The following is a 26,285-nucleotide window of genomic DNA, read 5'->3' on the forward strand; positions in this document are numbered from 1 at the left end:
TCCGGGTCACACCGACTGATGAAAGAACACCATGGCTGATGATGCTGGCCTGAATCCTTCCCGCGACGACTTCGCGGCCCTCCTGACCGAGTCCCTGGGCGGACGCGACTTCATGGAAGGCCAGGTGGTCAAGGGGAAGGTCGTGGGCCTCGAGAAGGACTTCGCGATCATTGACGTGGGCCTCAAGACCGAGGGCCGCGTCTCCATCAAGGAATTCGGCGCCGGGGAAGAGGGCCAGGCCCCCCTGGCCGTCGGCGACACTGTCGAGGTCTTCCTCGAGCGCGTCGAGAACGCCCTCGGCGAGGCCGTGATCAGCCGCGAGAAGGCCCGCCGCGAAGAGGCCTGGACCCGCCTCGAGGGCGTCCACGCCCGCAACGAGCCCGTCATGGGCGCCATCGTCGGCCGGGTTAAGGGCGGCTTCACCGTCGACCTCGGCGGCGCCTCGGCCTTCCTGCCCGGTTCGCAGGTCGACATCCGCCCCGTGCGTGACGTCGGCCCGCTGATGGGCAAGGAACAGCCCTTCGCCATCCTCAAGATGGACCGCCCGCGCGGCAACATCGTCGTCTCCCGCCGCGCCATCCTCGAGGAAGCCCGCGCCGAGCAGCGCACCGAGCTCGTCGGCCAGCTGCAGGAAGGCGAGATCCGCGAAGGCGTGGTCAAGAACATCACCGACTACGGCGCCTTCGTGGACCTGGGCGGCATCGATGGCCTGCTGCATGTCACCGACATGAGCTGGAAGCGCGTCAACCACCCCAGCCAGGTGCTGGCCGTGGGCGACACGGTCCGGGTCCAGATCGTCAAGATCAACCCCGACACCCAGCGCATCTCCTTGGGCATGAAGCAGCTCCAGTCCGACCCCTGGGACGGCGTCGAGGCCAAGTACCCGGTGGGCGCCCGCTTCACCGGCCGGATCACCAACATCACCGACTACGGCGCCTTCGTGGAGCTGGAAGCCGGCGTCGAGGGCCTGGTCCACGTCTCGGAAATGTCCTGGACCAAGAAGAACGTCCATCCCGGCAAGATCGTCTCCACCTCCCAGGAGGTCGACGTGGTCGTGCTGGACGTCGATCCGTCCAAGCGCCGGGTGTCCCTGGGCCTCAAGCAGGCCATGGACAATCCGTGGGAGGCCTTCGTGGCGGCCCATCCGATCGGCTCCACCGTCGAGGGCGAAGTCAAGAACGCCACCGAGTTCGGCCTGTTCCTCGGCCTGGACAACGACATCGACGGCATGGTGCACCTGTCCGACCTCGACTGGAACGTCTCCGGCGAAGAGGCCATCACGCGCTACCACAAGGGCGAGATGGTCAAGGCGCGGGTCCTGGACGTCGACGTCGAGAAGGAGCGCATCTCCCTGGGCATCAAGCAGCTCTCGGGCGACCCGCTCTCGGGCGACGTCTTCCGCAAGGGCCAGACCGTGACCGTCACCGTCACCGAGGTCACCTCGGGCGGGATCGAGGTCCGCTTCGGCGAGGACGAGGCCCCCATGTCGGCCTTCATCCGCAAGTCCGACCTGTCCCGCGACCGCGCCGACCAGCGCCCCGAGCGCTTCGCCGTGGGTGACCGGGTCGACGCCCAGATCACCCTCGTGGACAAGGCGGCCCGCCGGGTCTCCCTGTCCATCAAGGCCCTGGAGATGGTCGAGGAGAAGGAAGCCATCGAGAAGTTCGGCTCGTCCGACTCCGGCGCCTCCCTGGGCGACATCCTGGGTGCGGCCCTCCGCGAGAAGGCCCAGAAGGAATAGGTCCCCGACCAGGGATCTCCTGCGGCGCGCCTTTGGGCGCGCCGCCCGTCTTCGCGGCGGGCCGGGTCACCGGCCCGCCGTTTTCTTTGCCCGTCGCCGGCGCCCAAGGGCTTGACGCCAAAGGGAATTGCGCTGAAGTGGTCGCCAGCCGGGCAGGACCTGGCGGCCGGAAGCCGGGGTGGCCTGGGGCATGATCAAGTCCGAACTCATCGCCAGGCTGGCGGAAGAAAACCCGCACCTGACCCAGAAGGACATCGAGCGCGTCGTCTCGGTGATCCTCGACCGGATGATCCAGGCCCTCGAGGACGGCGGCCGGGTCGAGCTCCGCGGCTTCGGCGCCTTTTCCGTCCGCTCCCGGGGCGCCCGCTCCGGCCGCAATCCGAGGACCGGCGAGTCCGTTTCCGTCCGGGCCAAGCACGTGCCCTTCTTCAAGAGCGGCAAGGAGCTCCGGGTCCGGCTCAACGCCGACGACTGAGATCGTCGGAACCCAAGCGCATTCCTAGGGGGGAATCCATGTCCATTCTCAGTGAGTTCCGCGAATTCATCGCCCGCGGCAACGTGGTCGATCTGGCGGTCGGCGTCATCATCGGCGGGGCCTTCGGCAAGATCGTCACCGCCCTGGTCGAGGACGTGATCATGCCGCCGATCGGCCTCCTGACCAGCGGGGTCGACTTCTCCCACATGAACCTGGTGCTCAAGGCCGACAATCCGGCCACCAAGGTCGATGAGATGGTCGCCATCCAATACGGCGCCTTCCTGAACACCGTCATCCAGTTCATGATCGTCGCCTGGGTGGTCTTCCTGCTGGTCAAGGGCGTGAACACCCTGCGCCGCGCCCAGGCCGCCGAGGCCGCCGAGTCGGCCCCGCCGCCGGCGCCTTCGGCCGAGGAAACCCTCCTTGCCGAGATCCGCGACCTCCTGAAGTCCGGTCGCTGATCCTCACCCCTTGAAGTCGGCAGGCGCTGGCCCCTAATGGCGGCCATGCGCCTTCCCGCCAAGATCTGCGGCCTGTCCACGCCCGAGGCGGTCGAGGCCGCCGTGCGTGGGGGCGCCGGGTTCCTGGGCTTCAACTTCTTCCCGCCCAGCCCGCGCTGCGTGACGCCCGAGGCCGCGGCCCGTCTCGCGGTCCCCGCCCGGGCCGCGGGGGTGCGGATCTGCGCCATCACCGTGGATGCCGGCGACGAGCTGGTTGACCGGATCGCGGCCATCCTCGACCCGGACTTCATCCAGCTCCATGGCGCCGAGCCGCCGGCGCGGGGGGCCGAGGTCGCCGCTCGCACCGGCGCCGGCCTGATCCGCGCCCTGCCGGTCGGCGGCCCGGAGGATCTGGCGGCCGCCGCGCCCTGGACCGAGCTCGCCGACCACCTCCTGCTCGACGCCCGGCCGCCCCGGGGCGCGGCCTTGACCGGCGGCCTGGGAGTCGCCTTTGACTGGACCCTGACCCAGGGTTTCCGCCCCCCGCGTCCCTGGTTCCTGGCCGGCGGCCTCGACCCCTGGAACATCGCCGAGGCCCTGGAGGTTTCCGGGGCCCCGATGGCCGACGTTTCCTCTGGCGTGGAACGCGGTCCCGGACTAAAGGACCCCTCTCTGATCTCGGCCTTCCTCGACGCTGTCCGCCGAGCCCGACCACAGGCCTGACGTGAACCAGATCGCACCGCTCAACGACTACTCCGCCTATCCCGACGCCTCGGGCCGCTTCGGTGACTACGGGGGCCGCTACGTGCCTGAAACCCTCATGCCCCTGGTGCATGAGCTGGAGGCCGCCTTCCGCGCCGCCATGGCCGACGAGGGCTTCCGCGGCGAGCTGGACGGCTACCTCAAGCACTATGTCGGCCGGCCCAGCCCGCTCTACTTCGCCGAGCGCCTGACCCGGCGGTTCGGCGGCGCCAAGGTCTACCTCAAGCGCGAGGAGTTGAATCACACCGGCGCGCACAAGATCAACAACTGCATGGGCCAGATCCTGCTGGCCATGCGGATGGGCAAGACCCGCATCATCGCCGAGACCGGCGCTGGGCAGCATGGCGTTGCGACGGCCACGGTCTGCGCCCGCTTCGGCCTGCCCTGCGTGGTCTACATGGGCGCCGTGGACGTCGAGCGGCAGAAGCCCAACGTCTTCCGGATGAACCTCCTGGGCGCCCGGGTCGAGCCCGTCACCTCTGGGTCCTCCACCCTCAAGGACGCCATGAACGAGGCCCTGCGCGACTGGGTCACCAACGTCCACGACACCTACTACCTGATCGGGTCGGCGGCGGGCCCGCACCCCTATCCCGAGATGGTCCGCGAGTTCCAGGCGGTGATCGGCCGCGAGACCCGCGAGCAGATCCTCCAGGTCGAAGGCCGCCTGCCGGACGCCGTCGTCGCCTGTGTCGGCGGGGGTTCCAACGCCATCGGCATGTTCCACCCCTTCCTGAACGATGAGGGCGTGCGCCTGATCGGGATCGAGGCCTCGGGCGACGGCATGGAGACCGAGCGCCACGCCGCCGCCATCAATGGCGGCCGCCCCGGCGTCCTGCACGGTAACCGCACCTATCTGATCCAGGACCCGGTCGGCCAGATCACCGAGGCCCACTCCATCTCCGCGGGCCTGGACTATCCCGGCATCGGGCCCGAGCACGCCTTCCTCCACGACGTGGGCCGGGCCGAGTACCTGACCTGCACCGACCGCGAGGCCCTGGACGCCTTCCAGCTCTGCGCCGAGCTGGAGGGGATCATCCCGGCCCTGGAGACTAGCCACGCCCTGGCCCGCCTGCCCGAGATCTGCGCCGAGCTGGGTCCCGAGGGGATCATCGTGGTCAACCTCTCCGGCCGGGGCGACAAGGACGTCAACACCGTCGCCCAGGCCCTGGGGCTTTCGATTTGAGCCGCGCCCGGATCGACGCCCGCTTTGCGCGCCTGCGCGCCGAGGGCCGGGCGGGCTTCGTGACCTACGTCATGGGCGGCGACCCCGACCCGGAGACCGCCCTGGCCATCCTCGAGGGCCTTCCCGCCGCGGGCGCTGACCTCATCGAGGTGGGCTTCCCCTTCTCTGATCCCCTGGCCGAGGGGCCGCCCATCCAGCGCGCCGCCCAACGGGCCCTGGCCCACGGCATGACCCTCCAGAAGACCCTCGACCTGGTGGCCGCCTTCCGCCGCAGGGACCAGGAGACCCCGGTCATCCTGATGGGCTACGCCAATCCCCTCGAGACTCCCGGCTACGCCGCTTTCGCCCGCGCCGCCGCCGAGGCGGGGGTCGACGGCCTGATCGTGGTGGACATCCCGCCTGAGGAAGCCGATCCCCTGGCGGACGCCCTCGACGCTCAGGACCTGTCCCTGATCCGCCTGGCCACCCCCACCACCGACGACCGCCGCCTGCCGGTGGTGGTCCGCCGGACTTCGGGCTTCGTCTACTACGTCTCCGTCGCCGGGGTGACCGGCGTGAAGGAGGCTGACGCCGGCGCCGTGGCCCCCAATGTCGAGCGGGTCCGCGCCGCCTCCGGACTGCCGGTCGCCGTGGGCTTCGGCGTCCGCACCGAGGAGAGGGCCGCCGAGGTCGCCCGCGTCTCCGACGCCGTCGTCGTGGGCTCTGCCCTGGTCGACGAGGTCGCCGACGCCCTGGCCGCAAACGAAGACGTGACCGGCCGGGTGCTTACAAAAGTCGCGGCTCTGGCTAAGTCTGTCCGTTCGGCGAGGACGCCGAGTCGCGGGGCATAGGCGCAGTATGGCTATGGCTGACCACAAGGACGACAAATCCGGGAAGCCAGCCCAGGGCCAGCCTCCCCGGGAGCGCGGCGGCTGGCTGGCCAAGATTGCTCCTGGCGTCCGCAACCTGGTCGCCAAGCGTGAGACCCCCGACAACCTCTGGGTCAAGTGCCCCGACACTGGCGAGATGCTCTATCGCCCCGACCTCGAGGCGGCCCTCTGGGTCACACCGTCGGGCAGCCACATGCGGATCGGCGCTGCCCAGCGCCTGCGCTACACCTTTGACGACGGCCGGTTCGAGCGGATTCCCTCGCCTGTCGTCGTGGACGATCCCCTCAAGTTCCCGGACGATAAGCCCTACGCCGACCGCCTGAAAGCCGCGCGCAAGGCCACCGGCGAGCAGGATTCCATGGCCATCGCCTTCGGGAACATCCGGGGCGAACCGGCGGTGGTCATCGTCCAGGACTTCAACTTCATGGGCGGCTCCCTGGGCATGGGCGCCGGCGAGGCCTTCATCAAGGCCGCCGAGGAGGCCGTCCGCCGCAAGGTCCCCCTGGTCATCTTCACTGCCTCCGGGGGCGCCCGCATGCAGGAGGGGACCCTCTCGCTCATGCAGATGGCGCGGACCACCCTGGCCCTCAACGAGGTCAAGGCGGCGGGCCTGCCCTACATCGTGGTGCTGACCGATCCCACCACCGGCGGGGTTTCGGCCTCCTACGCCATGCTGGGCGACATCCACATCGCCGAGCCCAACGCCATGATCGCCTTCTCCGGCCGCCGGGTCATCGAGCAGACCATCCGCGAGGTCCTGCCGCCAGGCTTCCAGCGCGCCGAGTTCCTGGTCGAGCGCGGGATGGTCGACCTCGTCGCCGCCCGTTCCGAGCTTCCGGACGTCCTCGCCTCGGTGCTGAAGACCCTGATGCTGGGCCGCGCCCGGGCCCGCGCCGCCTGAGCCCCCTCCCGGCGGGACCATGTACGATCCGATCCGGGCGTCAGACGCCGTCATCCAGAAGCTGAGGGCCAACCATCCCTCGCTCATCGACCTGACCACCGGCCGGGTCGAGAGACTGCTTGAGGCCTTGGGGCGTCCCGACCTGCGCCTGCCCCCCGTCATCCACGTGGCCGGGACCAACGGCAAGGGCTCCACCACCGCCTTCCTCAGGGCCATGGCCGAGGCGGCGGGCCTGTCGGTCCACGTCCTCACCTCGCCGCACCTGGTCCGCTTCGCCGAGCGCATCCGCATCGCTGGCCGGCTGATCACCGACGAGGCCCTCGACGCCCTCGCCGACCGGCTGGAGGCGGTCAACGCCGGCCAGCCGATCAGCTTTTTCGAGATCACAACGGTGCTGGCCTTTACGGCCTTCGCTGAGACCCCGGCGGATCTCTGCATCATCGAGGTGGGCCTGGGGGGTCGGTTCGACGCCACCAACATCTTCCCCGCCCCCGCCGTCTCGGTGATCACTCCGGTCGACTACGACCACGTGGAGATGCTGGGTCCGGAACTCTCGAACATCGCCTGGGAGAAGGCCGGGATCATCAAGGCTGGCCGCCCTGTGGTCTCCGCCCGCCAGCGCGAGGAGGCCCTGCCGGTCATCGAGGCCGAAGCCGAGGCCCTGGGCGCGCCCCTGACCCTGGTGGGCCGCGACGCCGACATCTGGCGCGAGCGGGGCCGCCTGATGGTGCAGGCGCAGGACCGGCTGCTGGACCTGCCGGCGCCCTCCCTTCCCGGACCCCACCAGTTCGACAACGCCGGCCTCGCCGCCCTTGCCCTCCTGGCCCTGGACGATCCCCGGATCACCGAGGCGGCCCTGGGCCGCGGTGCGGAGACCGCGACCTGGCCAGGCCGGTTCCAGAGGCTGAAGGACGGCCCCCTGGGCCGGCTGGCCGCTGCACGGGGCTCGGATCTCTGGCTGGACGGCGCCCACAACCCCCATGGCGCGGAGGCCCTGGCCCGGACCTGCGCCGAAATGACGGCCCGGGATCCCCGGCCCCTGGTTCTGGTGGTGGGGCAGTTCGCGCGGAAAGACCCGAGGGGTTTCTTCGCCGCCTTCCGGGACCTGCCCCTGAGGGTCGTGGCGACCACCTTCGAGTCCTCGACGGCGCTGTCGCCGGAGGCCCTGGCCGAGGCGGCGCGGGCCGAGGGGCTTCCGGTCGAGACCGCCCCCGACGTCTCCGCCGCCGTCGCCCTGGCGCTGGAAGCCGCCGGTCCGCCCCCCCGTGTGGTGGTCTGCGGCGGCCTGCACTTCGCCGGCGAGGTCCTGGCGCTCAGCCCCGAGACCTGGCCCGCCTGAGGGCGGCCCGTTCGGCTGCAGGTCCAGCCTCGCTAGAAGACGCCCTTCGCCGTGAACCAGAACTGCCGCCCCTCCTCCCAGCGCCGGTATTCCCGGGCCGAGACAGACCCGGCCCGGGTGGGGGCGTAGACGGTCCGTTCGCTGGTGAACCCTCGGCCCATGGGGTGGAAGACGGTCATCCTCAGCTTCAGGTTCCGGAAGTGGCTGCTTTCGATGGACATCCGGAGTTCCGGGTCGACCGAGAAGGCGCTCACTTCCGGAACGAAATAGTCGAAGTTCTCGCCGCGGCCTTCCACCTGAAGGCTCCACGACAGCCTGTAGGCGGGAAGGTCCTGGCGCAGCTCGACGTCGTAATCCCAGGGGTCGAGGTCCGTGACCCGGCGGGACTGTCCCGTCAGGGGGTCGCTGAACGCGGCGTCGCGCCAGGATCCCCGCGCGTCCAGCCGCAGCCCGGAGGCAAGGGAGGACAGGGAGACCGAGGCGCCGAACTCCGCGCCCCAGACCCGGGCCCGCCCGGCGTTCCCTGACCCGAATCCTCCGCCCGGCAGGATGACGGGCTCCAGCACGTCACCCCGCCATTCGTGGAAAAGCCCGGCGTTCAGGACCAGACCGTCCCGGCCGCGAAGGTCGATATCCAGGCTCGCGCGCGTTTCCAGCTGGGGCCGCAACTCGGCGTTGCCGCCCTGGGTGCGGTCGTCGCCGACCTCCGCCGAGGCGGCGAAGGCGTCGAAGTCCAGCTGGCCCACGGTCCGCTTGAGGCCTGCATCCACGCTGACGCCGGGGCTGGGCCTCCAGGACAGTGACAGCGCCGGCTTGAAGAAGACCAGCTGCTGGCGGTTCTCCGCATCGCCGCTCACGGCGATCTCCGACCATTCCGCGGCGGCCTTCGCATCCAGGGTCAGCTTCGGGTTCAGGTCGTAGGCAAGGGTGTAGAAGGCTTCGGCGCGCCGTTCCTCCACAACCACGTCGGCGGCCGGCAGGAGGATGGGGGCGAGGGTCCCGCTCCCCGCCCGGTTCGCAAGGGAAAGGGCGGAGTCCAGCCGGTTGTAGGCGACTTCTCCGCCGGCTTCCGGGCGCAGCCGTCCCCCGACCGGGGTCACGGTCGCCCTCGCCACCCACTCGACGAAGGTGCGGTCGGCGCCAGCGACGATCTCCGAGGCCAGGGCGCCCGGCGGCGTCTCCGTCCGGCTTCCGCTGGCGGTCTCCTCGTGCCGCCAGCTCCCCAGGCTGAGGATCTTCAGGGACCAGGCGTTCGGCAGCCGACCCGACCACTCGCCGCCCAGTTCGGCGTCCAGGACATCCTCGTCGTAGGCGAGGGCCCTGAACTGGTCCGGCGATCCCGACGGCGGCCGGCCGAGATAGCCGGGAAAGTCGAAACGGGTGCGGGCTTCCTGACCCTCAACCCTGCCGTTGATGACGACCTCGCCGCCAAGGGCCTCGCGACGGATGTCGCCGGCCAATGTCAGTTCCCCGCCCTGGGAAAGCCGCGTCTCGTCCTCATGCAGCCTGAGCGCGCCATCAGGCGCGCTCCGAAGCCGGACGCCCTCCGTGTTGTCGCGGAAGGCCCGGAACTGCGCCCGTCCCGAACCCCGCCAGCCCAGTATGGGCCCGGAGACGCTGGCCTCCATGTAGGGCCTGACGTCGCCACGATGGTTGAGCGAGGCCGAGACGCCCCAGGAGCCGGAAAGGCCAGTCTCCTTGACGATCAGGTCCACGATGACGGACCGACCCGACGCTTCGCTGGTGGTCGGATTGGTGATGAGATCGATCCTCACCACGGCTGAGGCCGGAATCCGCGACAGCGCCTCCCGCGGCCCGCCGGCCTTGGACCCAGGCCTTGAACCGTTGATCAGGACGTTGCCGCCGGTATCGCCGAAGCCGCGGCGCGACTCACCCTTGTCCACGGCGAAGCCGGGAACCCGCGCCACCATGTCAAAAGCCGTGCTGGGGGCGAAGCTGTCGAAGTAGGCGCGGGGATAGCTCGTCACCCGAGCAGGTTCCGCCGCCATCCCGGCGGCGGGAGCGGCGAGAACAAGGGCGACGGCGAACGGGGAAGGCAGGCCGCGAAGGGTCAAGACAGGCTCCGGGCCGGAAGACGCAGGGCGAAAACGGAAGAGGCGGGCCGAAAGACGAAGAGCGAGGCTGGGACAGCGCTTGCCGTCCCAGCCTTGCCTGATCAGGTCGGATGCGCCGGACCTCGCTCGTCGCGCCGGAATGGACCCCGCCGGCGGCGGGACCTGCGGGTTAGCCGACGCCGGACTCGTTCAGCCAGTCGACGATCTTCTGCTTGGGCATGGCGCCGACCTTCATGGCGGTCATCTGGCCGTCCTTGAAGAGCATCATGGTCGGGATGCCGCGTACGCCGTAGCGGCTGGGGGTGTTCGGCGAGTCCTCGATGTTCAGCTTGGCCACGGTGACCTGCTCGCCCAGCTCGGCGGCGATCTGCTCCAGGGCCGGGGCGATCTGCTTGCAGGGGCCGCACCATTCCGCCCAGAAGTCCACCAGCACGGGCTTGCCCGACTTCAGGACGTCGGCTTCGAAGGACTCGTCAGTGACGGCGACAGTACCCATGCGGGGCTCCTCGGTTCTCGGGGTCCGGACCCGGCCGGACGTCAGGTCTTGATATGGCGCACCGGGCGCAGGGATCAACACCCTGATGTGTGGCTCCCGGATCAGGTTTCCCGGTGCAGCCTGTCCAGGGCCTCGCGCAGCAGGTCTTCCGGCGCGGGGGTCAGCAGTGGGCCATCCGTCCAGACCAGGGCGGCGCGCACAGGTCGTCCGGGATAGAGCTCGCCCAGAACCGCCCAGTACATGGACAGCTGGCGCAGGTAGGCCGGATCCGCCGCCACGATGGAGGCGGGCGCGGGACGGTTGGTCTTGAAGTCGGCGAAGAGGACCTCGTCTGGCCGCACCACCAGGCGGTCGATCCTGCCGGAGATGCGGACGCCGGGCGGCAGCAGGCCCGAGCCCCCGACGATGGCCGCCTCCGCCCGCGACCCTGGCCCGAAGAGGAAGCTGAAGTCCGGGTGTTCCAGCACCCCCAGCGCCGCCTTCGCCATCTCTTCCGCCTGCGCGTCGGTCAGGCCGGCCTCCTTCGCCAGCAGCCGCCGCGCCGCGTCCGGTCGAGCTGGCCCAGGCAGGTCCGGAAGGACCTGGAGCAGGCGGTGGATCAGTTCTCCGCGCCGGAACCGGCCCATGCCTGCCGCGCCGGCCAGGGGCGAGACGGCGGCGACCGGGGCGGAGTCGCCCAGGTCCGAGGGCGAGGCCAGGCGGGCCAGGGGCTCGGGCCGGGCCGGCCGGGACAGCCAGGCGGGGGGAGGAGCCCGGGCCGCCTCCGGCGCCGTCGCGGCCTGTCCCAGCACCTCGGGGTCCTCTCCGAACCGCCGGTAGCCGAAGTCTTCCCCGGCGATCCGCCGGAACCGGCCGGCCAGGCGGACGGCGAAGACCGCGTCCATCACACCCCACCAGCCCGGCGGGTTGTCGGAGGACCGGTTGCCCGGCATGGCCCCGCAGACGATCAGCCGGTCCCGGGCCCGGGTCAGGGCCACATAGAGGAGCCGCTGGAGCTCCTGGTCCGCGGCGGCCTTGCGCAGCGCCCGGGCGTCGGTCTGGGCCTGGCAGTCGTCGTTCTTGGCGCCCAGCCAAAGGAAGGTCCCGTCCCCGGCCCGCGCCAGCCCGGCGCCATCGGAGTCGCTGAAGGTGGTGTCGGGCAGGATGATGACCGGGGCCTCAAGCCCCTTGGCCCCGTGGGCCGTCATCACGCGGACCTCGTCGGCGGCCTCGGCCTCCGTCTCCCGCTTGACGTCCACCTTCAGGCTGTCGAGGGCGGCGGCGAAGGCCTCGAGGTCGCGGACGCCGCTCTGCTCGAGCTCAAGGGTCTTCTCAAGGAAGACGCCCAGGGCCTCCTCGGCCTCACGGCCCAGCCGGGTCAGCAGCCTCTGTCGCTGGGTGCGCCCACAGGGCCCCGCGGACTCCAGCCGGCCGACGATGAAGTCGTAAGGCGACTGGCCTGCGGCGGCCAGGACGGGCGCCAGGACCTGGCGCGCCTGCGCCCACTCTGTCCGGCCGGCGTCGGGCGCCCCCGCCTGGGTCCGCGCCATCAGCGCATCCCAGAGGCGGGTCTCCGGGCGCTGGTAGGCGAGCGCGTACAGGCTCTCGTCGCTGACGTCGCAGAATGGGCTGCGAAGCAGGGCGGCCAGGGTCAGGTCATCCCCCGGATAGAGGGCGAAGCGGACCATGGCCCGCAGGTCGTCGAACAGGATGTGCTCGGCCAGCTTCAGCCGGTCGGCGCCGCCGACGGGAACGCCCTGGCGCTTGAGCTCCAGGATGACCTCATCGAACAGTCGTCCGCGACGCCGGACCAGGATCAGGAAATCCCCCCAGCGGGCGGGGCGCTTCCCGCCGGACTTCTTGTCGCCGACGGCCTCGCCCCGGGTGACGATCCCGGCGATCTCGCGTGCGATCCGCCGCGCCAGTTCACGGGACGCCGAGTCCCGGTCGGGCGTATCCGGTGGGGCTTCCCAGGCCTTCCGTTCGGTCTTCTCGGGGGGTTCGACCAGGTCCCACAGGTCGATGCAGCCATCGTCCTCGCGCCGGGCCTCATGGCGGAGGGTTGCGTCCGGGTCCGCCCTTCCGGTCATCAGGCCCTGGCTGAGGTCCGGGTCGGCATAGACGGCGTCGACAAAGCCCAGGACCTGCCGGGTCGACCGCCAGGAAACCGCCAGTTCGATCCGCTCGAAGGCCGCGCCGGCCGCAAGGGCTCGCTGGCTGTGATGTCCGAACTCCAGCTCCAGCCGCTCGGGCGAGGCGCCCTGGAAGGAATAGATCGACTGCTTCTGGTCCCCGACCACGAAGAGGCTGCGGCGTAGCGCGCCTTCCTTCCCGGCCTGTCCGGCGCCGGCGAAGAAATCCTCGGTCAGCTGCCGCAGGATGGACCACTGGGCGGGAGAGGTGTCCTGGGCCTCGTCCACGAGCACATGGGCCAGTCCCTGGTCGAGCTTGAAGAGCACCCAGGCGGCCATCTGGGAGTCTCGAGTCAGGGCCAGGGTCCTGTCGATCAGGTCCCCGAAGTCCAGCTTCCCGGAATGGGCCTTCTCGATGGCGTAGGCGGTGAGCCAGGCCTCGGCGAGCAACAGGATGTCCAGGGTCCGGCGACCCGCCTCCGCCGCCCGTCGCCGCATCTCCAGCCCGACCAGGCGCTCGGCCTCCGCCTGCAGGAGCTCGACGATGTGCGGAAATCTCTTCAGGTTCGGTGAGCTGGCCGGCCAGGTCTTGACGGTCCAGGTCTTGGTGACCAGCAGGCCTCGGACGGCCTCGAAGTCAGGCTTCCCAGCGCAAGCCCGGAGTTTCCCGGCGTCGGCGACTTCGCCCTTGGACGTCTTGGACTGGGACATCGCGTCTGCGATGGCCAGCCAGGTCTCGGGCGAGGGCCCTGCCGACATGTCCTCCAGCTCGGCGCGGGCCGCGTCCGGGTCGAGGGGCTCCGGCGATCCGGCGAGGGTGGTCCAGACGACGGCTTCCAGCCCCCCCGCCGCCCCGGCGCTGTCGATGGCCGCCCTCAGCTCGCCCGCCCGGGCGGTGAAGTCGTCGAACAGGGACTCAAAGGCGTCGAAGGCCATGTCGACTGACAGCCGGGCATAGGCCTCGGCGATGCGGCCCTCACCCTTCAGGACCTGCAGGGCCAGGCCCAGTCGCGCGGACTTCGCCAGCTGGGCGGCGGCCAGGTCGTCGAGCACCTCGAACCCTGGGGAAATCCCCGCCTCCAGGGGAAAACGCCGGAGCAGCTTCTCGCAGAAGGCGTGCAGGGTCTGGATCCGCAGGCCGCCGGGGGTCTCCAGGGCGCGGGCGAACAGGGCCCGGGCGGCGGAGAGCTCCTCGGCCCCGTAGTCCGACGACGCCCGGCCCTCGAGGTCGGCGAGCTGCACCCGCAGTTCGGGATCCTTACGGACCGACCAGTCGCCGAGGAGCTCGAACAGGCGGTTCTGCATCTCGGCGGCGGCGGCCTTGGTGTAGGTGACGCACAGGATCTCGTCCGGCGAGGCGCCGGCCAGCAACAGGCGCGCCACCCGGTCGATCAGGGTCTTGGTCTTGCCGGACCCGGCGTTGGCCGTGACGAAGGCCGAGAGGCGGGGGTTCGCGGCCCGGGCCTGGGGGCTGACAGGGTCGGTCGTCATGTTTCGGCCTCCCCCCCGATCGAGGTCCATTCCCGCACCCGGGCGAGATGGTCGTAGTCGCTGGCGTAGAGCTTCACGCTCGCGGGCGCGGTCCGGGACAGGTAGGTCGTGGCCGGGTCATCGAAGCGGGCGATCACCGCCTTGAGGCCCTCCAGCGCGGCGGCGACTGCGTCCGATGGCGCCTCCTTCTCGCCCAGGGCGCTCTTGATGACGCCCGCCGGTCGCCGGCCTGTCACCTGGACGTAGGCCAGTTCCTCCGGCCGCAGGACGCCGAGGCTTGCGAACCCGCCCGACATCAGGATGGCGCCCGAAAGGGTGAGCTGGGGGGAGAAGCCCGCCGCCACCATCTTGGTCGAGGGCGGGGCGCCCGTCTTGTAGTCGAGGATGCGCCCGACCGCCCCGGGACCGATCTCGATCCGGTCGGCCTTGGCGGTGAAGGTGAAGGCCCCCCCGGGGGACATGAAGCTGTGGGCGCCCTCCTGCTCGACCACGATCCGCCGGCCGTCCGACCGGCGTTCACGCTCGGTCGCGACCATCCAGCTGGCGATCTCCCGGGAGAGGGCCGTTTCCCGGGCGAGCCCCGACGGGTCCATGCCCTGGTCCGCCAGGGCCTTCAGGTAGAGGGCGTCGAGGTGGGCCTCGGCCGTGTCGGGAAGGGCGCCGGGATAGGCCTCCACGAAGGCCTCAAGGGCCGAATGGATGGCCGTGCCCCGCAGGCGGACATCGATGGGGGCGTCCGGCCGGTCCATGGGGTAGAGCCTCAGTATGTCCCTCGCCCAGACGGCGTAGGGGTCCCGCACCAGGGTCTCGATCCGCGTCACTGCGAGCTTGCGGGGACGCGCCGCAAGGGGCGGGCGGGGCGCAGGCCGGGGGGCTGGGGCGAAGGCGCCGGGCGCATCCGCCGCGTCGGCGAGGGTCTCAAGGTCCGGACGGCCCGGCAGGACCAGGCCCGCACCCTTGGCCAGGGTCCGGAGCCGCCAGAGCCAGCGCGATTCCAGGGCCGGGGCGCCTCGCCGACGCCGGGCGTGCAGAAGGAAGACCTCGGGCGCGCAGGCCGACTGGGCGAAATCGTGCGCCGACAGGGCGATCCGGCGTTCGGGCTTCGGAAGCCCCAGCCCCGAGCGCATGGCGCGGGACAGGAAGGGGTCGACGGCCGCCGCCTGGGGCCAGACCCCTTCTTCCAGGCCCGCCAGGACCAGGCGATCGGCGCGCGCCATCCGCGCCTCCATGGCGCCCAGTATGCGCAGTCGGGGGTGGGTGGCCCGGCTCGCGCGGACGCTCTCCCCTGCCATCACCGCCTCCAGCAGTTCGCCGAAGGCCCGGACCGACAGGGCGGGACTGGCGTCGCCCTCCTCGATCAGGGCGCCCAGAAGGCGGGCTGCGGCGTCCCCGTCGGGCCCGGCCCAGAGGTCCCCGGTCCCGCCTTCGGGGCGCCGGCAAAGGGCTTCCAGCAGCTCCACGAGACGCCGGCCCCAGCCAGAGGCGTCGAGGTGTGCGTCGACGTCCGCAACAGGCGCGGGGAAGAGGTCCTGGAGATCCTGGGCCAGGCGGATGGCCTCGGGAACCGGATGCTTCACGCCCTCCGCCCGGGTCCGGATGCGCGCCAGGGTGTCCGGCCGGGGGCCACGCAGGGCGTCCCGCTCCAGGGCGTCGCGGGCGAAGGCGAGGTCGGCCTCCGTCCGTCCCAGCCGGACCCGCGGATGCTTCAACAGCGCCAGGAGGACGGAGGGCTTGGCGGGGTCCGCCAGGGCCTGGGCGGCCTGCAGGGTCAGGACCGCACAGGGGAACCGGGCCAGGGGCTCCCCCGCCGAGGCGTCGGCGACGATCCCCCAGCGGGCCAGGCGTGCGGCGACCCGGCGGGCGAGGTCGGCGTCCGGCGTCACCAGGGCGGCGGTCCGGCCCGGGGTCTCCAGGGTCTCGCGCAGCAGGAGGGCGGCGGACAGGGCGCAGGCCTCGACATCCCGGGCGCCCGCCACGGTCAGGCCGGCGAGCCCCCGCTCGATCCCGTTGACGCCCAGGCCGCCCGTGTCGTCGATGGCGGCGCGCCAGTCCGAGGTCCGGTCCGCGGGCCTCAGGGCCAGGCTGATGACCTTGCGCCGGTCCGCGCCGGCGACCGGGACATCCGGCGTTTCCGGCCAGTCCCGCACGTCGTACGCAGCGACGCCAGCCTGGAGGAGCAGGTCCCGCAGCATGGCCTGGGGATGCTGGTCGTCGATCCCCTCGGGTTCGGCGACCCCGGGTATCGGGTCGCAGTCCAGGCCGGGCAGGACGACGGCGCCCCGGGGCGCCTCGGCGATGACCTTCAGCAGGCGGGCGGTGGCCTTGACCGATCCGGTGGATCCGGCGGCGATCAGGAACCCTTCCGGCGGCGTCTCCGACCACTTTTCCGCCAAGGCGTTGAGCAACTGGACCCTGCGGGCCGATACGTCCTGCAGCCCAAGCTCACGCAGCCGCTGGGGCCACCGGGCGAGGGCGCCCTCCAGGAAGTCGAGGGAGACCTGCCAGTGCGCCGCCATGTCCAGGGTGGCGAGGCCAGCCAGGTTGTCGCCGGTGACCTCCTCGATCTGCAGGCTGTCGAAGAAGCCGCCCAGGGCGTCCGCCAGGCCCAGGGCCTCGGTGGGTCCCGGGCTGCGGCCGAGGGCCGGCGAAAGCTCGCTGACCAGCCGCAGCAGTTCGAACCGGCGGCGGACAGGGGTGATCGCCGGGGGCAGGTCCAGGGCGATGTCGCCGGGCTCGAAGGGCGCCTCGCCCGCCTCCAGGTCGCCCAGCGGGCGGATCCGGGGCGGCAGGAGGGCGGGGGCGTCCCCGGCCCTGCGCAGGAAGGCCTCGGTCAGCAGGCGCACGGCCCGGCGGTTCGGGGTCAGGACCACGGCGTCGGCCAGGGCCTCGGGGCCGCCCTCCCGGGTCAGGTCCAGGAGGCCCGTCGCCAGGTCGTCCAGGAAGGGTCGGTCAGCCGGGATGTTGAACCAGCGCGGGCCGGGCGTTTCGAAGAACCAGCCGCTCATCGGGACAGCAGGGCCTCGGCCTCGTCGCGCGCCGCGGGATCGCCGACGTGCAGCCAGAAGGCGTCCATGACCACGCCCGCCAGCCGCCCCTGCGCCTGCAGCCGCCACCAGACCGGCAGGATGGAAAAGGCCCCTTCGGGCTCGTCATCCAGGACCTCGGGCTTGAGAATCTGGAAGCCGATATTGGCGAGGGGCGCCGGGTTGGCGTCATCCGCCGAGTGGGTCAGCCGGCCCTCGGCGTCCATGAAGAAGCCCCTCGGTCCCTCGAAGCCGATGCCCTGCCCCCGGGGGGTCAGGAGCAGGAGGAGATCCATGCGCTCCGGGTCCCAGGCCGCCTTCATCCGCTCCAGGGGCGGCGTCGCGCCGCCCATCCAGAGGGAGTCGATATTGGCCACGAAGATGGGTTCGCGGCCCAGCAGGGGCAGGGCGTTGCGGATGCCGCCGCCGGAATCCAGCAGGGCCGCGCGCTCGTTGGCGATGACGATCTCCAGGTCGGTCCGCCCGGCGAGGTGGGCCTCCATATGGTCGGCGAAATGGTGGACGTTCACCACCGCCTTGCGCACGCCGGCCTCGACCAGGCGGTCGAGGACCCGGTCGATCAGGGTCCGCCCCGCCACCTCCACCAGGGCCTTGGGCCGGGTGTCGGTAAGGGGCCGCATGCGGGTGCCGAGACCCGCGGCCAGGACCATGGCGCTGGTCGGGCCGGTCATCGGCGGGCGTCCGCGGGGACGCAGGCGTCGAGCCAGGCGCGCAGGTCCGACAGGCCCGGGTCAGCGAGGCAGGCGTCGAGATAGCCCCACATGCGCGGCAGGAAGGCCTCGTACCTTGGCCGGCCGTCGCGGACCACAAGCCGGGCGAAGACCCCGATGATCCGGCAGATGTTCAGGGCGCCCAGGGCGTGGAAGTCGGAAGCGATAGGCAGTTCGTCTGCATAACGGGAGCGTTCGATGTAGCGTCCCAGGAGGGTGTCGGAGAGGGTCCTGGAGACGTCCCGGCGGGCGTCGTGCAGGAGCATGGAGAGGTCCCAGGCGGGATGGGCCAGGACCGCGTCCTGGAAATCCACCATCCCGACCCGGGCGGGGCCCTCCCGGTCCGGCAGCCAGATCAGGTTCTCGACGTGGTAGTCGCGGTGGCAGAAGACCCGGGCCCCCGCCTCGCCCCGTTCCAGGATGGGGCGCCAGAGGCTCGACCAGTCCCGGCGGGCGGCGGCGTCCACGCGGACCCCGGGCCGCAGGGCGGGCAGCCAGTCCGGCAGCAGGTCGGCGGCGGTCTCCAGGGCCAGGGCGTCGTAGGTCAGGAGGGGCCAGTCCAGCCCGGCGTCCGCGCCCAGCCGGCGGGCGACAGGCTGGTCCTGCATGTGGATAAGGGCGTCCAGGGCGGCCTCGTAGAGGGGGCCTTCGTCGGCGCCGCCGGCGATGAGGGTTCCGAAGAGGTCGTCGCCCAGGTCCTCCATCACGGCCAGGCCCTGGCCGGCGTCGAAGGCCTCGACGCGCGGCGCGGACAGGCCGGCCTGGTTCAGCCAGCCGGCGACGGCCACGAAGGCGTCCACCCGCCCAGCCGCCAGCCGCGCCATGGCGTTGTAGCCGAGGGCCCGGCGAGCGCCTTCGTCGGCGTCCGGCGGGCAGGGGGCGGACTCCACCGGCGGCTGGTCCATGAAGATGCGGCGGCCGCCGCCGGCCAGGTACAGGCGCTCGTAGGCGCGGGTGGAGGCGTCGCCCGCCAGCCGCTCGCGCCGCGCGCCGGCCAGGCCGGCCTGGGCCAGGAAGGCGTCCTTCAGGGCGTCCCGTTCCGCCGTCACTCGACCCTCTCCCGCCAGGACCCGTGGCCGGACAGCCGCGCCGTCCGCCCCTCTCCGGAAACGGTCAACTCTAGATCGAGTCGGTCGGCGGGGAGACGCCCCTCAAGCCGCTCGGGCCATTCGATCAGGGCCGCCCCGTGGTCGAGGGCCTCGTCCAGGCCGATCTCCCAGGCCTCCTCGGGGTCTTCCAGCCGGTAGAGGTCGAAGTGGGCGATCTCGAAGTCCGGCCCGGGATAGGTCTGGACCAGGGTGAAGGTGGGGCTGGGCGCCTCCTCGTCCGGGGTGGTCAGGGCGCGAACCAGGGCCCGGGCGAGGCAGGACTTGCCCGCCCCCAGGGCGCCCCTCAGGCAGAGGGCCTCGCCCTTGCGCAGCAAGGGCGCGATCCGGCGGCCGAGGGCTTCTGTGTCAGCCTCAGCGGGCAGGTCGATCCGGGCGGGCAGGCGGCTCAATAGGGACGGTCCGGGTCGCGGGGCAGGACGGTCTCCACATAGGCCTTAACGGCGGCGGTGGCGACGTCGGCGTCAGCTTCCAGTCGGTCCGGCGGGATCAGCGGGCCGACGGTCAGGGTGAACCGCCCTCCGCGCTTGTTCAGGAGTTCGTGGAAGAGGGTGATGTCGCGCAGCTCCTGAGAGACCCGGTCGAAGGCGTGGAACAGGGTCGACCAGGGCCCGGTCATGTGGACCGGCGCCACCGGCGCCTCGTGACGGCGGGCGATGGACAGGGCCGAGCTCATCCAGGGCGGGTCGGAGAGGGCGCCGTCCAGGCCCCGCCGCGCCAGGCGGCCGGCCGGAAAGATGGCCAGGGCCCGCCCGGCTTCCATGGCCTCGCGCGTCATCTGCAGGGTGGTGCGGGTGCGCTCGCGGGTGCGCTTGGCCTCAACCCATTCCACCGGGATGAGGACGTCGGAGAACCCCGGGACCACACGGTGGGCGTCGGCGTTGGCGTAGAAGCACAGGTCCGGCCGGCGCCCGCGCAGGGCGTCCCAGGCGGCGATCCCGTCCGCGATGCCGGTGGGGTGGTTGGAGACAATGACCAGCCGCCCGGCCTCGGGAATCCGCTCCAGGCCGCGGACCTCGACCTTCACCTCCAAGAGGCGGGAAACGTAGTCCAGGGCCTCCCGCCCTCCCATCGGGGCGACGGCGTCGGCCATCTGCCGGGCCCGGCGATAATTGAGCAGCCGGTAGAGCAGGGGGCGGGCCAGGGGCCAGGCCGGGCTGGAGGCCAGCCGCGGCGCCCGCTCGGCGATCAGCACGTCGACGATGTGCTGGCCGGGGCCGGCGGGAACGGGAGCGCTCATGAAGACCAGCATGCCCGCCCAGGGGGTGCGCAAGCAAGGTCTAGGCGCGCCCGCCGCCAGCCCTTATTGGAGGGCCCGCAGGCATACGAGGACGGTCCCATGCGCCAGATCTCCCACTTCATCGACGGCGCCGCGGTCGCCAGCGCCTCCGGCCGCACCGGCGACGTCTTCAACCCGAACACCGGCGAGGTTCAGGCGAAGGTGGGCCTGGGGACCGCCGACGAGCTGGAGCTGGCCGTGCAGTCCGCCCTGCGCGCCCAGCCGGCCTGGGCTGCGGTGAACCCCCAGCGCCGGGCGCGGGTCATGTTCGAGTTCAAGCGCCTGCTCGAGGCCAACATGCAGGCCCTGGCCGAGCTGCTCTCCAGCGAGCACGGCAAGGTCGTCGCCGACTCCAAGGGCGACATCCAGCGGGGCCTGGAGGTGATCGAGTTCGCCTGCGGCGTCCCGCACCTGCTGAAGGGCGAGTACACCGAGGGGGCCGGCCCGGGCATCGACGTCTATTCCATGCGCCAGCCCCTGGGGATCGCCGCCGGCGTCACGCCGTTCAACTTCCCCGCCATGATCCCGATGTGGATGTCCGGCGTGGCCATCGCCGTGGGCAACGCCTTCATCCTCAAGCCCTCCGAGCGTGACCCCAGCGTTCCGGTCCGACTGGCCGAGCTGTTCATGCAGGCCGGGGCCGAACAGGGCCTGGACCTCAAGGGCGTGCTCAACGTCGTCCAGGGCGACAAGGTCATGGTCGACGCCATCCTGGATCATCCCGAGATCGCGGCGGTGAGCTTCGTCGGCTCCTCCGACATCGCCCAGTACGTCTATTCCCGCGGCGCCGCGGCCGGGAAGCGGGTCCAGGCCATGGGCGGCGCCAAGAACCACGGCATCGTCCTGCCCGACGCCGACCTGGACCAGGTGGTGCGCGACATCTCCGGCGCCGCCTTCGGCTCGGCCGGCGAGCGCTGCATGGCCCTGCCGGTGGTGGTCCCCGTGGGCGAGCGCACCGCCGAGGCCCTGCGGGAAAAGCTGGTCGCCGAGATCGCCTCCCTCAAGGTGGGCGTCTCCACCGACGAGGGCGCGCACTACGGCCCGGTGGTCAACGCCGCCCACAGGAAGAAGGTCTCCGACTACATCCAGATGGGCGTGGACGAGGGCGCCGAGCTGGTGGTGGACGGCCGCGACTTCCGCCTCCAGGGGTACGAGAACGGCTTCTTCATCGGCCCGTCCTTCTTCGACCGGGTCGCGCCGGAGATGAAGAGCTACCAGGACGAGATCTTCGGGCCGGTCCTGCAGATGGTGCGGGCCGAAAGCTTCGATGCGGCCCTGGCCCTGCCGTCCCGGCACGCCTACGGCAATGGCACGGCGATCTTCACCCGCAATGGCCGCGCCGCCCGGGAGTTCGCGTCCCGCGTCAACGTCGGCATGGTCGGCATCAATGTGCCCATCCCCGTGCCCCTGGCCTACCACACCTTCGGCGGCTGGAAGCGGTCGGCCTTTGGCGACGCCAACCAGCACGGCATGGACGGGGTGCGCTTCTACACCAAGGTCAAGACGGTGACGGCCCGCTGGCCCGAAGGCGACGTGGGCGATTCCGCCTTCATCATCCCGACCATGCGCTGACGGGACGTCCCGGCGCCTGATGACCTCCGCCCTCGAAAAGGCCTACGCAGACCGGCTCGCGCGGGGCGAGCTGCGTCCCGATCCTGCCCAGGCGGCGGGGCTGGCCAGCCTGGTGCGGCTGGAGGCGGAGCTGGCGGCGGTGCGGCCGGGGCCCCTGGCGGGGCTCCTGCGCCGGCGGGCCGAGTCCCTGCGGGGGGTCTATCTCTGGGGGCCGGTGGGCCGGGGCAAGTCCATGCTGATGGACCTGTTCTTCGAGACCGTTCCCGTCGCCCGCAAGCGCCGCACCCACTTCCACGTCTTCATGCGCGAGGTTCACGCCCTGATCGGCGCCTGGCGCTCGGGCGATGCGGCGGCGCGGCGGGCGCGGTTCGGCCAGGCGCGCGGGGACGATCCGGTGCCCCCGGTGGCCGACCTTGTGGCCCGGGGCGCCAGCCTGATCTGCTTTGACGAGTTCCAGGTCACGGACATCGCCGACGCCATGATCCTGGGCCGGCTCTTCGAGGCCCTGTTCGAGCGGGGCGTGACCCTGGCGGCCACCTCCAACCGCCATCCGGACGAACTCTACCGGGACGGCATCAACCGCCAGCTCTTCCTGCCCTTCATCGCCCTCCTGAAGGCGCGTGTGGAGGTGGTCTCGGTGGCGGGGTCCCACGACTATCGCCTCGACCGGCTGCGGGCGGCGGGGACCTGGTTCTCGCCCATCGACCCGGACAACCGCCGCACCTTCTCCGCCCTCTGGCGCGACATGCTGGGGACCGAGGCCGCCGAGGGGGAATCGATCGAGGTCATGGGTCGCCGGCTCGATTTCCCGGACGCCGCCGGCGGCCTGGTGCGCGCCGGTTTCGCCCGGCTCTGCGATGCGGCCCTGGGCCCCAACGACTACCTGGCCCTGGCGGAGCGATTCCACACGGTCTTCCTGGAGGACCTGCCCCGCCTTACCCCCGACCGGCGCGAGGCGGCGCGACGCTTCGTCACCCTGATCGACGCCCTCTACGAGGCCCGGACCCGGCTGATCGTGCTGGCCGAGGCCGACCCTGTCCGGCTCTATCCCGCCGGCGACGGCGCCTTCGAGTTCGAGCGCACGGCCTCACGCCTGCAGGAGATGCGGTCCGCCGACTGGCTTGCGGACCGGTCCTGAGCTTCCGCTACGGCGCCCTATCAGATTGAAAAGCCTTCGTTGACACCCTGCGCGGTAGGCTTAAATGCAAACAGCCGGCCCGGGGCGCGGGGGCGTCCGCCGGGGTCTGCCAGGACATGCCAATGACTGCACCCGTTCGAGAACGACCCCTGTCGCCACATCTCCAGGTGTGGCGCTGGCACCTGACGATGCTGACCTCCATCCTGCACCGGGCGACCGGCCTGGCCCTCTACGCTGGCGCGATCATCGTCGCCGCCTGGGCCCTGTCGCTGGGCGCGGGGCCGCAGGCCTACCAGGTCTTCGTGGACATCATGGCCTCGCCCCTGGGCAGGCTCGTGCTGGTCGGCCTGACCCTCTCGCTCTTCTACCACCTGGCCAATGGCCTCCGGCACCTGTTCTGGGACGCCGGCCTGGGCCTGTCCCCCATCGCCTCGCACCAGTCGGGGATCATGGCCATGGCCTTCTCCGTGGTGGCGACCATCATCGTGTGGGCCATCGGGCTTGGACCGGGAGGCGTGTGATGACTGACTTCAGGACTCCCCTCTCCCGCGCCCGCGGCAGCGGCGCCGCCGGCCACGGGGCCTCCCACTGGGTGGCCGAGCGTGTCAGCTCCATCGCCCTGGCGCCGCTGACCCTCTGGATGGTCTACGCCGCCCTGGCGGTCTCCAAGAGCGACTACGCCGGCGTCGTCGGCTTCGTGTCCCAACCCGTCAACGCCGTCCTGATCGTCCTGGTCCTGGTGGTGTCGGGCTGGCACATGCACGCCGGCGCCCGGGTGGTGGTCGAGGACTACATGCACAAGATGCTTGGCCGCTCGGCCCTGCTTGTCCTCAACCTCTTTGTCGCCGTCCTCGTCACCGCCCTGGCGGTGTTCTCTGTCCTCAAGGTCGCGCTCGGAGGCGCTCTCTGACGTCATGGCCAGCTACGAATTCACCGATCACAAGTTCGACGTCGTCGTCGTCGGCGCCGGGGGCTCCGGCCTCCGGGCGGCCCTGGGCTGCGCCCAGGCGGGCCTGAAGACGGCCTGCATCTCCAAGGTCTTCCCCACCCGCTCCCACACGGTGGCGGCCCAGGGCGGCATCTCGGCCAGCCTCGGCAACATGGGCGAGGATGACTGGCGCTGGCACATGTACGACACCGTCAAGGGGTCGGACTGGCTGGGCGACCAGGACGCCATCGAATACCTCTGCCGGAACGCCCCGGCGGCGGTGTACGAGCTGGAGCACTGGGGCGTGCCCTTCTCGCGCACCCCGGACGGCAAGATCTACCAGCGCGCCTTCGGCGGCATGACCCGGAACTTCGGCGAGGCCCCGATCCAGCGCACCTGCGCCGCGGCGGACCGCACCGGCCACGCCATGCTGCACACCATGTACGGCCAGTCCCTGGCCCATGACACCCAGTTCTTCATCGAGTACTTCGCCCTCGACCTGATCATGGACGAGGGCGTCTGCCGGGGCGTCACCGCCTGGAAGCTGGATGACGGCACCCTGCACCGCTTCCAGGGCCAGATGGTCATCCTGGCCACGGGAGGCTACGGCCGGGCCTATTTCTCGGCCACCAGCGCCCATACCTGCACCGGCGACGGCGGCGGCATGGCCCTGCGGGCGGGCCTGCCCCTGCAGGACATGGAATTCGTCCAGTTCCACCCCACCGGCATCTACGGCGCCGGCTGCCTCATCACCGAGGGCGCCCGGGGCGAGGGCGGCTACCTGACCAATTCGGAAGGCGAGCGCTTCATGGAGCGCTATGCGCCCACCGTGAAGGACCTGGCGCCCCGCGACATGGTGAGCCGCGCCATGACCATCGAGATCCGCGAAGGCCGCGGCGTGGGCCCGAACAAGGACCACATCCACCTGCACCTCGACCACCTGGACCCCAAGGTCCTGGCCGAGCGCCTGCCGGGCATCTCGGAAAGCGCCCGGATCTTCGCGGGCGTGGACGTGACCAAGCAGCCGATCCCTGTCCTGCCGACCGTCCACTACAACATGGGCGGCATCCCGACGAACTTCTACTCGGAGGTCGTGACCCGGGTGGGCGATGACCCCGACCGCGTCGTTCCCGGCCTGATGTCGGTGGGCGAGGCCGCCTGCGTCTCGGTGCACGGCGCCAACCGGCTGGGCTCCAACAGCCTGATCGACCTGGTGGTGTTCGGGCGCTCCGCGGCCCTGCGCGCCGCCGACATCCTCAAGCCCGGCGCTTCCCAGCCCGAGCTGAAGCCGTCGATGACCGATTCCCACCTGGCCCGCTTCGACCGCCTGCGCCACGCTGACGGCTCCACCCCCACGGCGGCCCTCCGCCTGGAGATGCAGCAGGCCATGCAGGAAGACGCCGCTGTCTTCCGTACCTCGGACAGCCTGTCCTCGGGTGTAAACCGCCTCCAGGCGGTGCAGGACAAGCGCAAGGACATCAAGGTGTCCGACCGCGGCCTGATCTGGAACACCGACCTGGTCGAGACCCTTGAGTTCGAGAACCTGGTGGTTCAGGCCGTGGTCACCGTCGCCGGGGCGGCCAACCGCACCGAGAGCCGGGGCGCCCACGCCCATGAGGATCATCCCGACCGGGATGACGCCAACTGGATGAAGCACACCCTGACCTGGATGGACGACGTGACGGGCAAGGTGGTCATCGATTACCGCCCGGTGCACGACTACACGATGACCAACGACATCGCGCCGATCCCGCCCAAGACGCGGGTCTACTAGGGTCGCGGACGCAGACGGAATCCGAGGAAAGCACGCCAGATGGTCGAACTCGCCCTGCCGAAGAACTCCCGCGTCCAGAAGGGCCGGCATCACCCGGCCCCCGCCGGCGCCAAGAAGGTCAAGACCTTCCGGATCTACCGCTATGACCCGGAAGGGACCGGCAACCCCCGCTGGGACACCTACGAGGTGGACGTGGCGGCCTGCGGCCCCATGGTCCTGGACGTCCTTATCCACATCAAGAACACCATGGACCCGACCCTGACCTTCCGGCGCTCGTGCCGCGAGGGGGTCTGCGGCTCATGCGCCATGAACATCGGCGGCCGCAACACCCTGGCCTGCACCCATGGCCATGAGGAGGTTCCGGGCTCGACCTGCCAGGTCAGCCCCCTGCCGCACATGCCGGTGGTCAAGGACCTGGTCCCCGACCTGACCCACTTCTACGCCCAGTACGCCTCCATCGAGCCCTGGCTGCACACCACCACGCCGGAGCCCCAGACCGAGTGGGTGCAGAGCCCGCAGGACCGCGAAAAGCTGGACGGTCTCTACGAGTGCATCCTGTGCGCCTGCTGCTCGACCTCGTGCCCCAGCTACTGGTGGAACGGCGACCGCTATCTCGGGCCCGCCACCCTGCTGCACGCCTATCGCTGGCTGGTCGACAGCCGGGACGAGGCCACCGGCGAGCGGCTGGACGCGCTTGAGGACCCCTTCAAGCTCTACCGCTGCCACACCATCATGAACTGCGCCCAGGTCTGCCCCAAGGGGCTGAACCCCGCCAAGGCGGTGTCCGAGGTGAAGAAGATGATGGCGGAGCGGCTGGTCTGACGGCGGCGCAGGGCGCATCCGGCGAATCC

Annotated in this window: 22 protein-coding genes; 14 read left to right on the forward strand and 8 right to left on the reverse strand. The window is 71.1% G+C overall.

Annotated elements, in window-relative coordinates; translation table 11 throughout:
• The first annotated feature begins 31 nt into the window (after window positions 1–31).
• The 8 genes from rpsA to HYN04_RS00615 all read left to right on the forward strand — a co-directional run bounded on the left by rpsA (window position 32) and on the right by HYN04_RS00615 (window position 7,710).
• Window positions 32–1,741 (forward strand): 30S ribosomal protein S1, encoded by a 1,710-nt coding sequence (gene rpsA / locus HYN04_RS00580; protein ID WP_110448953.1) that lies wholly within the window; start codon window positions 32–34, stop codon window positions 1,739–1,741.
• A 190-nt stretch (window positions 1,742–1,931) separates the two neighbouring features.
• Window positions 1,932–2,216, forward strand: a complete 285-nt coding sequence (locus tag HYN04_RS00585; protein WP_110451228.1) for an integration host factor subunit beta — start codon at window positions 1,932–1,934, stop codon at window positions 2,214–2,216.
• 38 nt (window positions 2,217–2,254) lie between these two features.
• Window positions 2,255–2,677 (forward strand): large-conductance mechanosensitive channel protein MscL, encoded by a 423-nt coding sequence (gene mscL, locus HYN04_RS00590; RefSeq protein WP_110448954.1) that lies wholly within the window; start codon window positions 2,255–2,257, stop codon window positions 2,675–2,677.
• A gap of 45 nt (window positions 2,678–2,722) precedes the next feature.
• Window positions 2,723–3,379 carry a phosphoribosylanthranilate isomerase gene (locus HYN04_RS00595; RefSeq protein WP_110451229.1) on the forward strand — a complete coding sequence of 219 codons (657 nt, stop codon included), beginning with the start codon at window positions 2,723–2,725 and terminating at the stop codon, window positions 3,377–3,379.
• A 1-nt stretch (window position 3,380) separates the two neighbouring features.
• Window positions 3,381–4,601 carry a tryptophan synthase subunit beta gene (gene trpB / locus HYN04_RS00600; protein ID WP_110448955.1) on the forward strand — a complete coding sequence of 407 codons (1,221 nt, stop codon included), beginning with the start codon at window positions 3,381–3,383 and terminating at the stop codon, window positions 4,599–4,601.
• Window positions 4,598–5,431: a tryptophan synthase subunit alpha gene (gene trpA, locus HYN04_RS00605; RefSeq protein ID WP_110448956.1), complete on the forward strand. Its 834-nt coding sequence runs from the start codon at window positions 4,598–4,600 to the stop codon at window positions 5,429–5,431. The genes trpB and trpA overlap by 4 nt, the downstream gene beginning before the upstream one ends.
• 7 nt (window positions 5,432–5,438) lie before the next feature.
• On the forward strand, window positions 5,439–6,371 hold the full coding sequence (accD, locus tag HYN04_RS00610) for an acetyl-CoA carboxylase, carboxyltransferase subunit beta (protein ID WP_110448957.1): 933 nt from the start codon (window positions 5,439–5,441) through the stop codon (window positions 6,369–6,371).
• 19 nt (window positions 6,372–6,390) lie between these two features.
• Window positions 6,391–7,710, forward strand: coding sequence for a bifunctional folylpolyglutamate synthase/dihydrofolate synthase (locus HYN04_RS00615; RefSeq protein ID WP_110448958.1), 1,320 nt, complete (start codon window positions 6,391–6,393; stop codon window positions 7,708–7,710).
• A 32-nt stretch (window positions 7,711–7,742) separates the two neighbouring features.
• Here the strand turns inward: HYN04_RS00615 and HYN04_RS00620 are convergent, their stop codons facing one another.
• From HYN04_RS00620 to HYN04_RS00655, 8 genes are all read right to left on the reverse strand, one after another.
• Complete coding sequence (locus tag HYN04_RS00620) at window positions 7,743–9,785, reverse strand: TonB-dependent receptor domain-containing protein (RefSeq protein ID WP_110448959.1); 2,043 nt, start codon at window positions 9,783–9,785, stop codon at window positions 7,743–7,745.
• 169 nt (window positions 9,786–9,954) lie between these two features.
• A complete protein-coding gene (trxA, locus tag HYN04_RS00625) occupies window positions 9,955–10,281 on the reverse strand; it encodes a thioredoxin (RefSeq protein WP_110448960.1) in 327 nt (108 codons plus the stop codon).
• A gap of 101 nt (window positions 10,282–10,382) precedes the next feature.
• A complete protein-coding gene (gene addA, locus HYN04_RS00630; protein ID WP_110448961.1) occupies window positions 10,383–13,883 on the reverse strand; it encodes a double-strand break repair helicase AddA in 3,501 nt (1,166 codons plus the stop codon).
• The gene (gene addB / locus HYN04_RS00635; protein ID WP_110448962.1) at window positions 13,880–16,888 is read right to left on the reverse strand and encodes a double-strand break repair protein AddB; all 3,009 of its coding nucleotides are present in this window, start codon (window positions 16,886–16,888) and stop codon (window positions 13,880–13,882) included. Before addB ends, addA begins: the two co-directional genes overlap by 4 nt.
• On the reverse strand, window positions 16,885–17,598 hold the full coding sequence (locus tag HYN04_RS00640) for a nucleotidyltransferase family protein (protein ID WP_110448963.1): 714 nt from the start codon (window positions 17,596–17,598) through the stop codon (window positions 16,885–16,887). Before HYN04_RS00640 ends, addB begins: the two co-directional genes overlap by 4 nt.
• The gene (gene amgK / locus HYN04_RS00645; RefSeq protein WP_110448964.1) at window positions 17,595–18,686 is read right to left on the reverse strand and encodes an N-acetylmuramate/N-acetylglucosamine kinase AmgK; all 1,092 of its coding nucleotides are present in this window, start codon (window positions 18,684–18,686) and stop codon (window positions 17,595–17,597) included. The genes HYN04_RS00640 and amgK overlap by 4 nt, the downstream gene beginning before the upstream one ends.
• Window positions 18,683–19,135, reverse strand: coding sequence for a tRNA (adenosine(37)-N6)-threonylcarbamoyltransferase complex ATPase subunit type 1 TsaE (gene tsaE, locus HYN04_RS00650; RefSeq protein WP_199285973.1), 453 nt, complete (start codon window positions 19,133–19,135; stop codon window positions 18,683–18,685). Before tsaE ends, amgK begins: the two co-directional genes overlap by 4 nt.
• The gene (locus HYN04_RS00655) at window positions 19,132–19,983 is read right to left on the reverse strand and encodes a GNAT family N-acetyltransferase (RefSeq protein WP_110451231.1); all 852 of its coding nucleotides are present in this window, start codon (window positions 19,981–19,983) and stop codon (window positions 19,132–19,134) included. Before HYN04_RS00655 ends, tsaE begins: the two co-directional genes overlap by 4 nt.
• A 99-nt stretch (window positions 19,984–20,082) precedes the next feature.
• Here HYN04_RS00655 and HYN04_RS00660 point away from each other — a divergent pair, with 99 nt between their 5' ends.
• From HYN04_RS00660 to HYN04_RS00685, 6 genes are all read left to right on the forward strand, one after another.
• On the forward strand, window positions 20,083–21,594 hold the full coding sequence (locus tag HYN04_RS00660) for a CoA-acylating methylmalonate-semialdehyde dehydrogenase (protein WP_110448965.1): 1,512 nt from the start codon (window positions 20,083–20,085) through the stop codon (window positions 21,592–21,594).
• A 19-nt stretch (window positions 21,595–21,613) separates the two neighbouring features.
• Window positions 21,614–22,732 (forward strand): cell division protein ZapE, encoded by a 1,119-nt coding sequence (gene zapE / locus HYN04_RS00665; RefSeq protein ID WP_110448966.1) that lies wholly within the window; start codon window positions 21,614–21,616, stop codon window positions 22,730–22,732.
• Window positions 22,733–22,854: 122 nt separating this feature from the next.
• Window positions 22,855–23,253, forward strand: coding sequence for a succinate dehydrogenase, cytochrome b556 subunit (gene sdhC / locus HYN04_RS00670; protein ID WP_241962645.1), 399 nt, complete (start codon window positions 22,855–22,857; stop codon window positions 23,251–23,253).
• Complete coding sequence (gene sdhD / locus HYN04_RS00675; protein WP_110448968.1) at window positions 23,253–23,642, forward strand: succinate dehydrogenase, hydrophobic membrane anchor protein; 390 nt, start codon at window positions 23,253–23,255, stop codon at window positions 23,640–23,642. The genes sdhC and sdhD overlap by 1 nt, the downstream gene beginning before the upstream one ends.
• Window positions 23,643–23,646: 4 nt before the next feature.
• Window positions 23,647–25,434, forward strand: coding sequence for a succinate dehydrogenase flavoprotein subunit (gene sdhA, locus HYN04_RS00680; RefSeq protein ID WP_110448969.1), 1,788 nt, complete (start codon window positions 23,647–23,649; stop codon window positions 25,432–25,434).
• Window positions 25,435–25,473: 39 nt separating this feature from the next.
• On the forward strand, window positions 25,474–26,256 hold the full coding sequence (locus tag HYN04_RS00685) for a succinate dehydrogenase iron-sulfur subunit (protein ID WP_110448970.1): 783 nt from the start codon (window positions 25,474–25,476) through the stop codon (window positions 26,254–26,256).
• The last annotated feature ends 29 nt before the right edge of the window (window positions 26,257–26,285 follow it).

It is taken from the genome of Phenylobacterium parvum, from assembly GCF_003150835.1.
GTDB classification, from domain to species: domain Bacteria; phylum Pseudomonadota; class Alphaproteobacteria; order Caulobacterales; family Caulobacteraceae; genus Phenylobacterium; species Phenylobacterium parvum.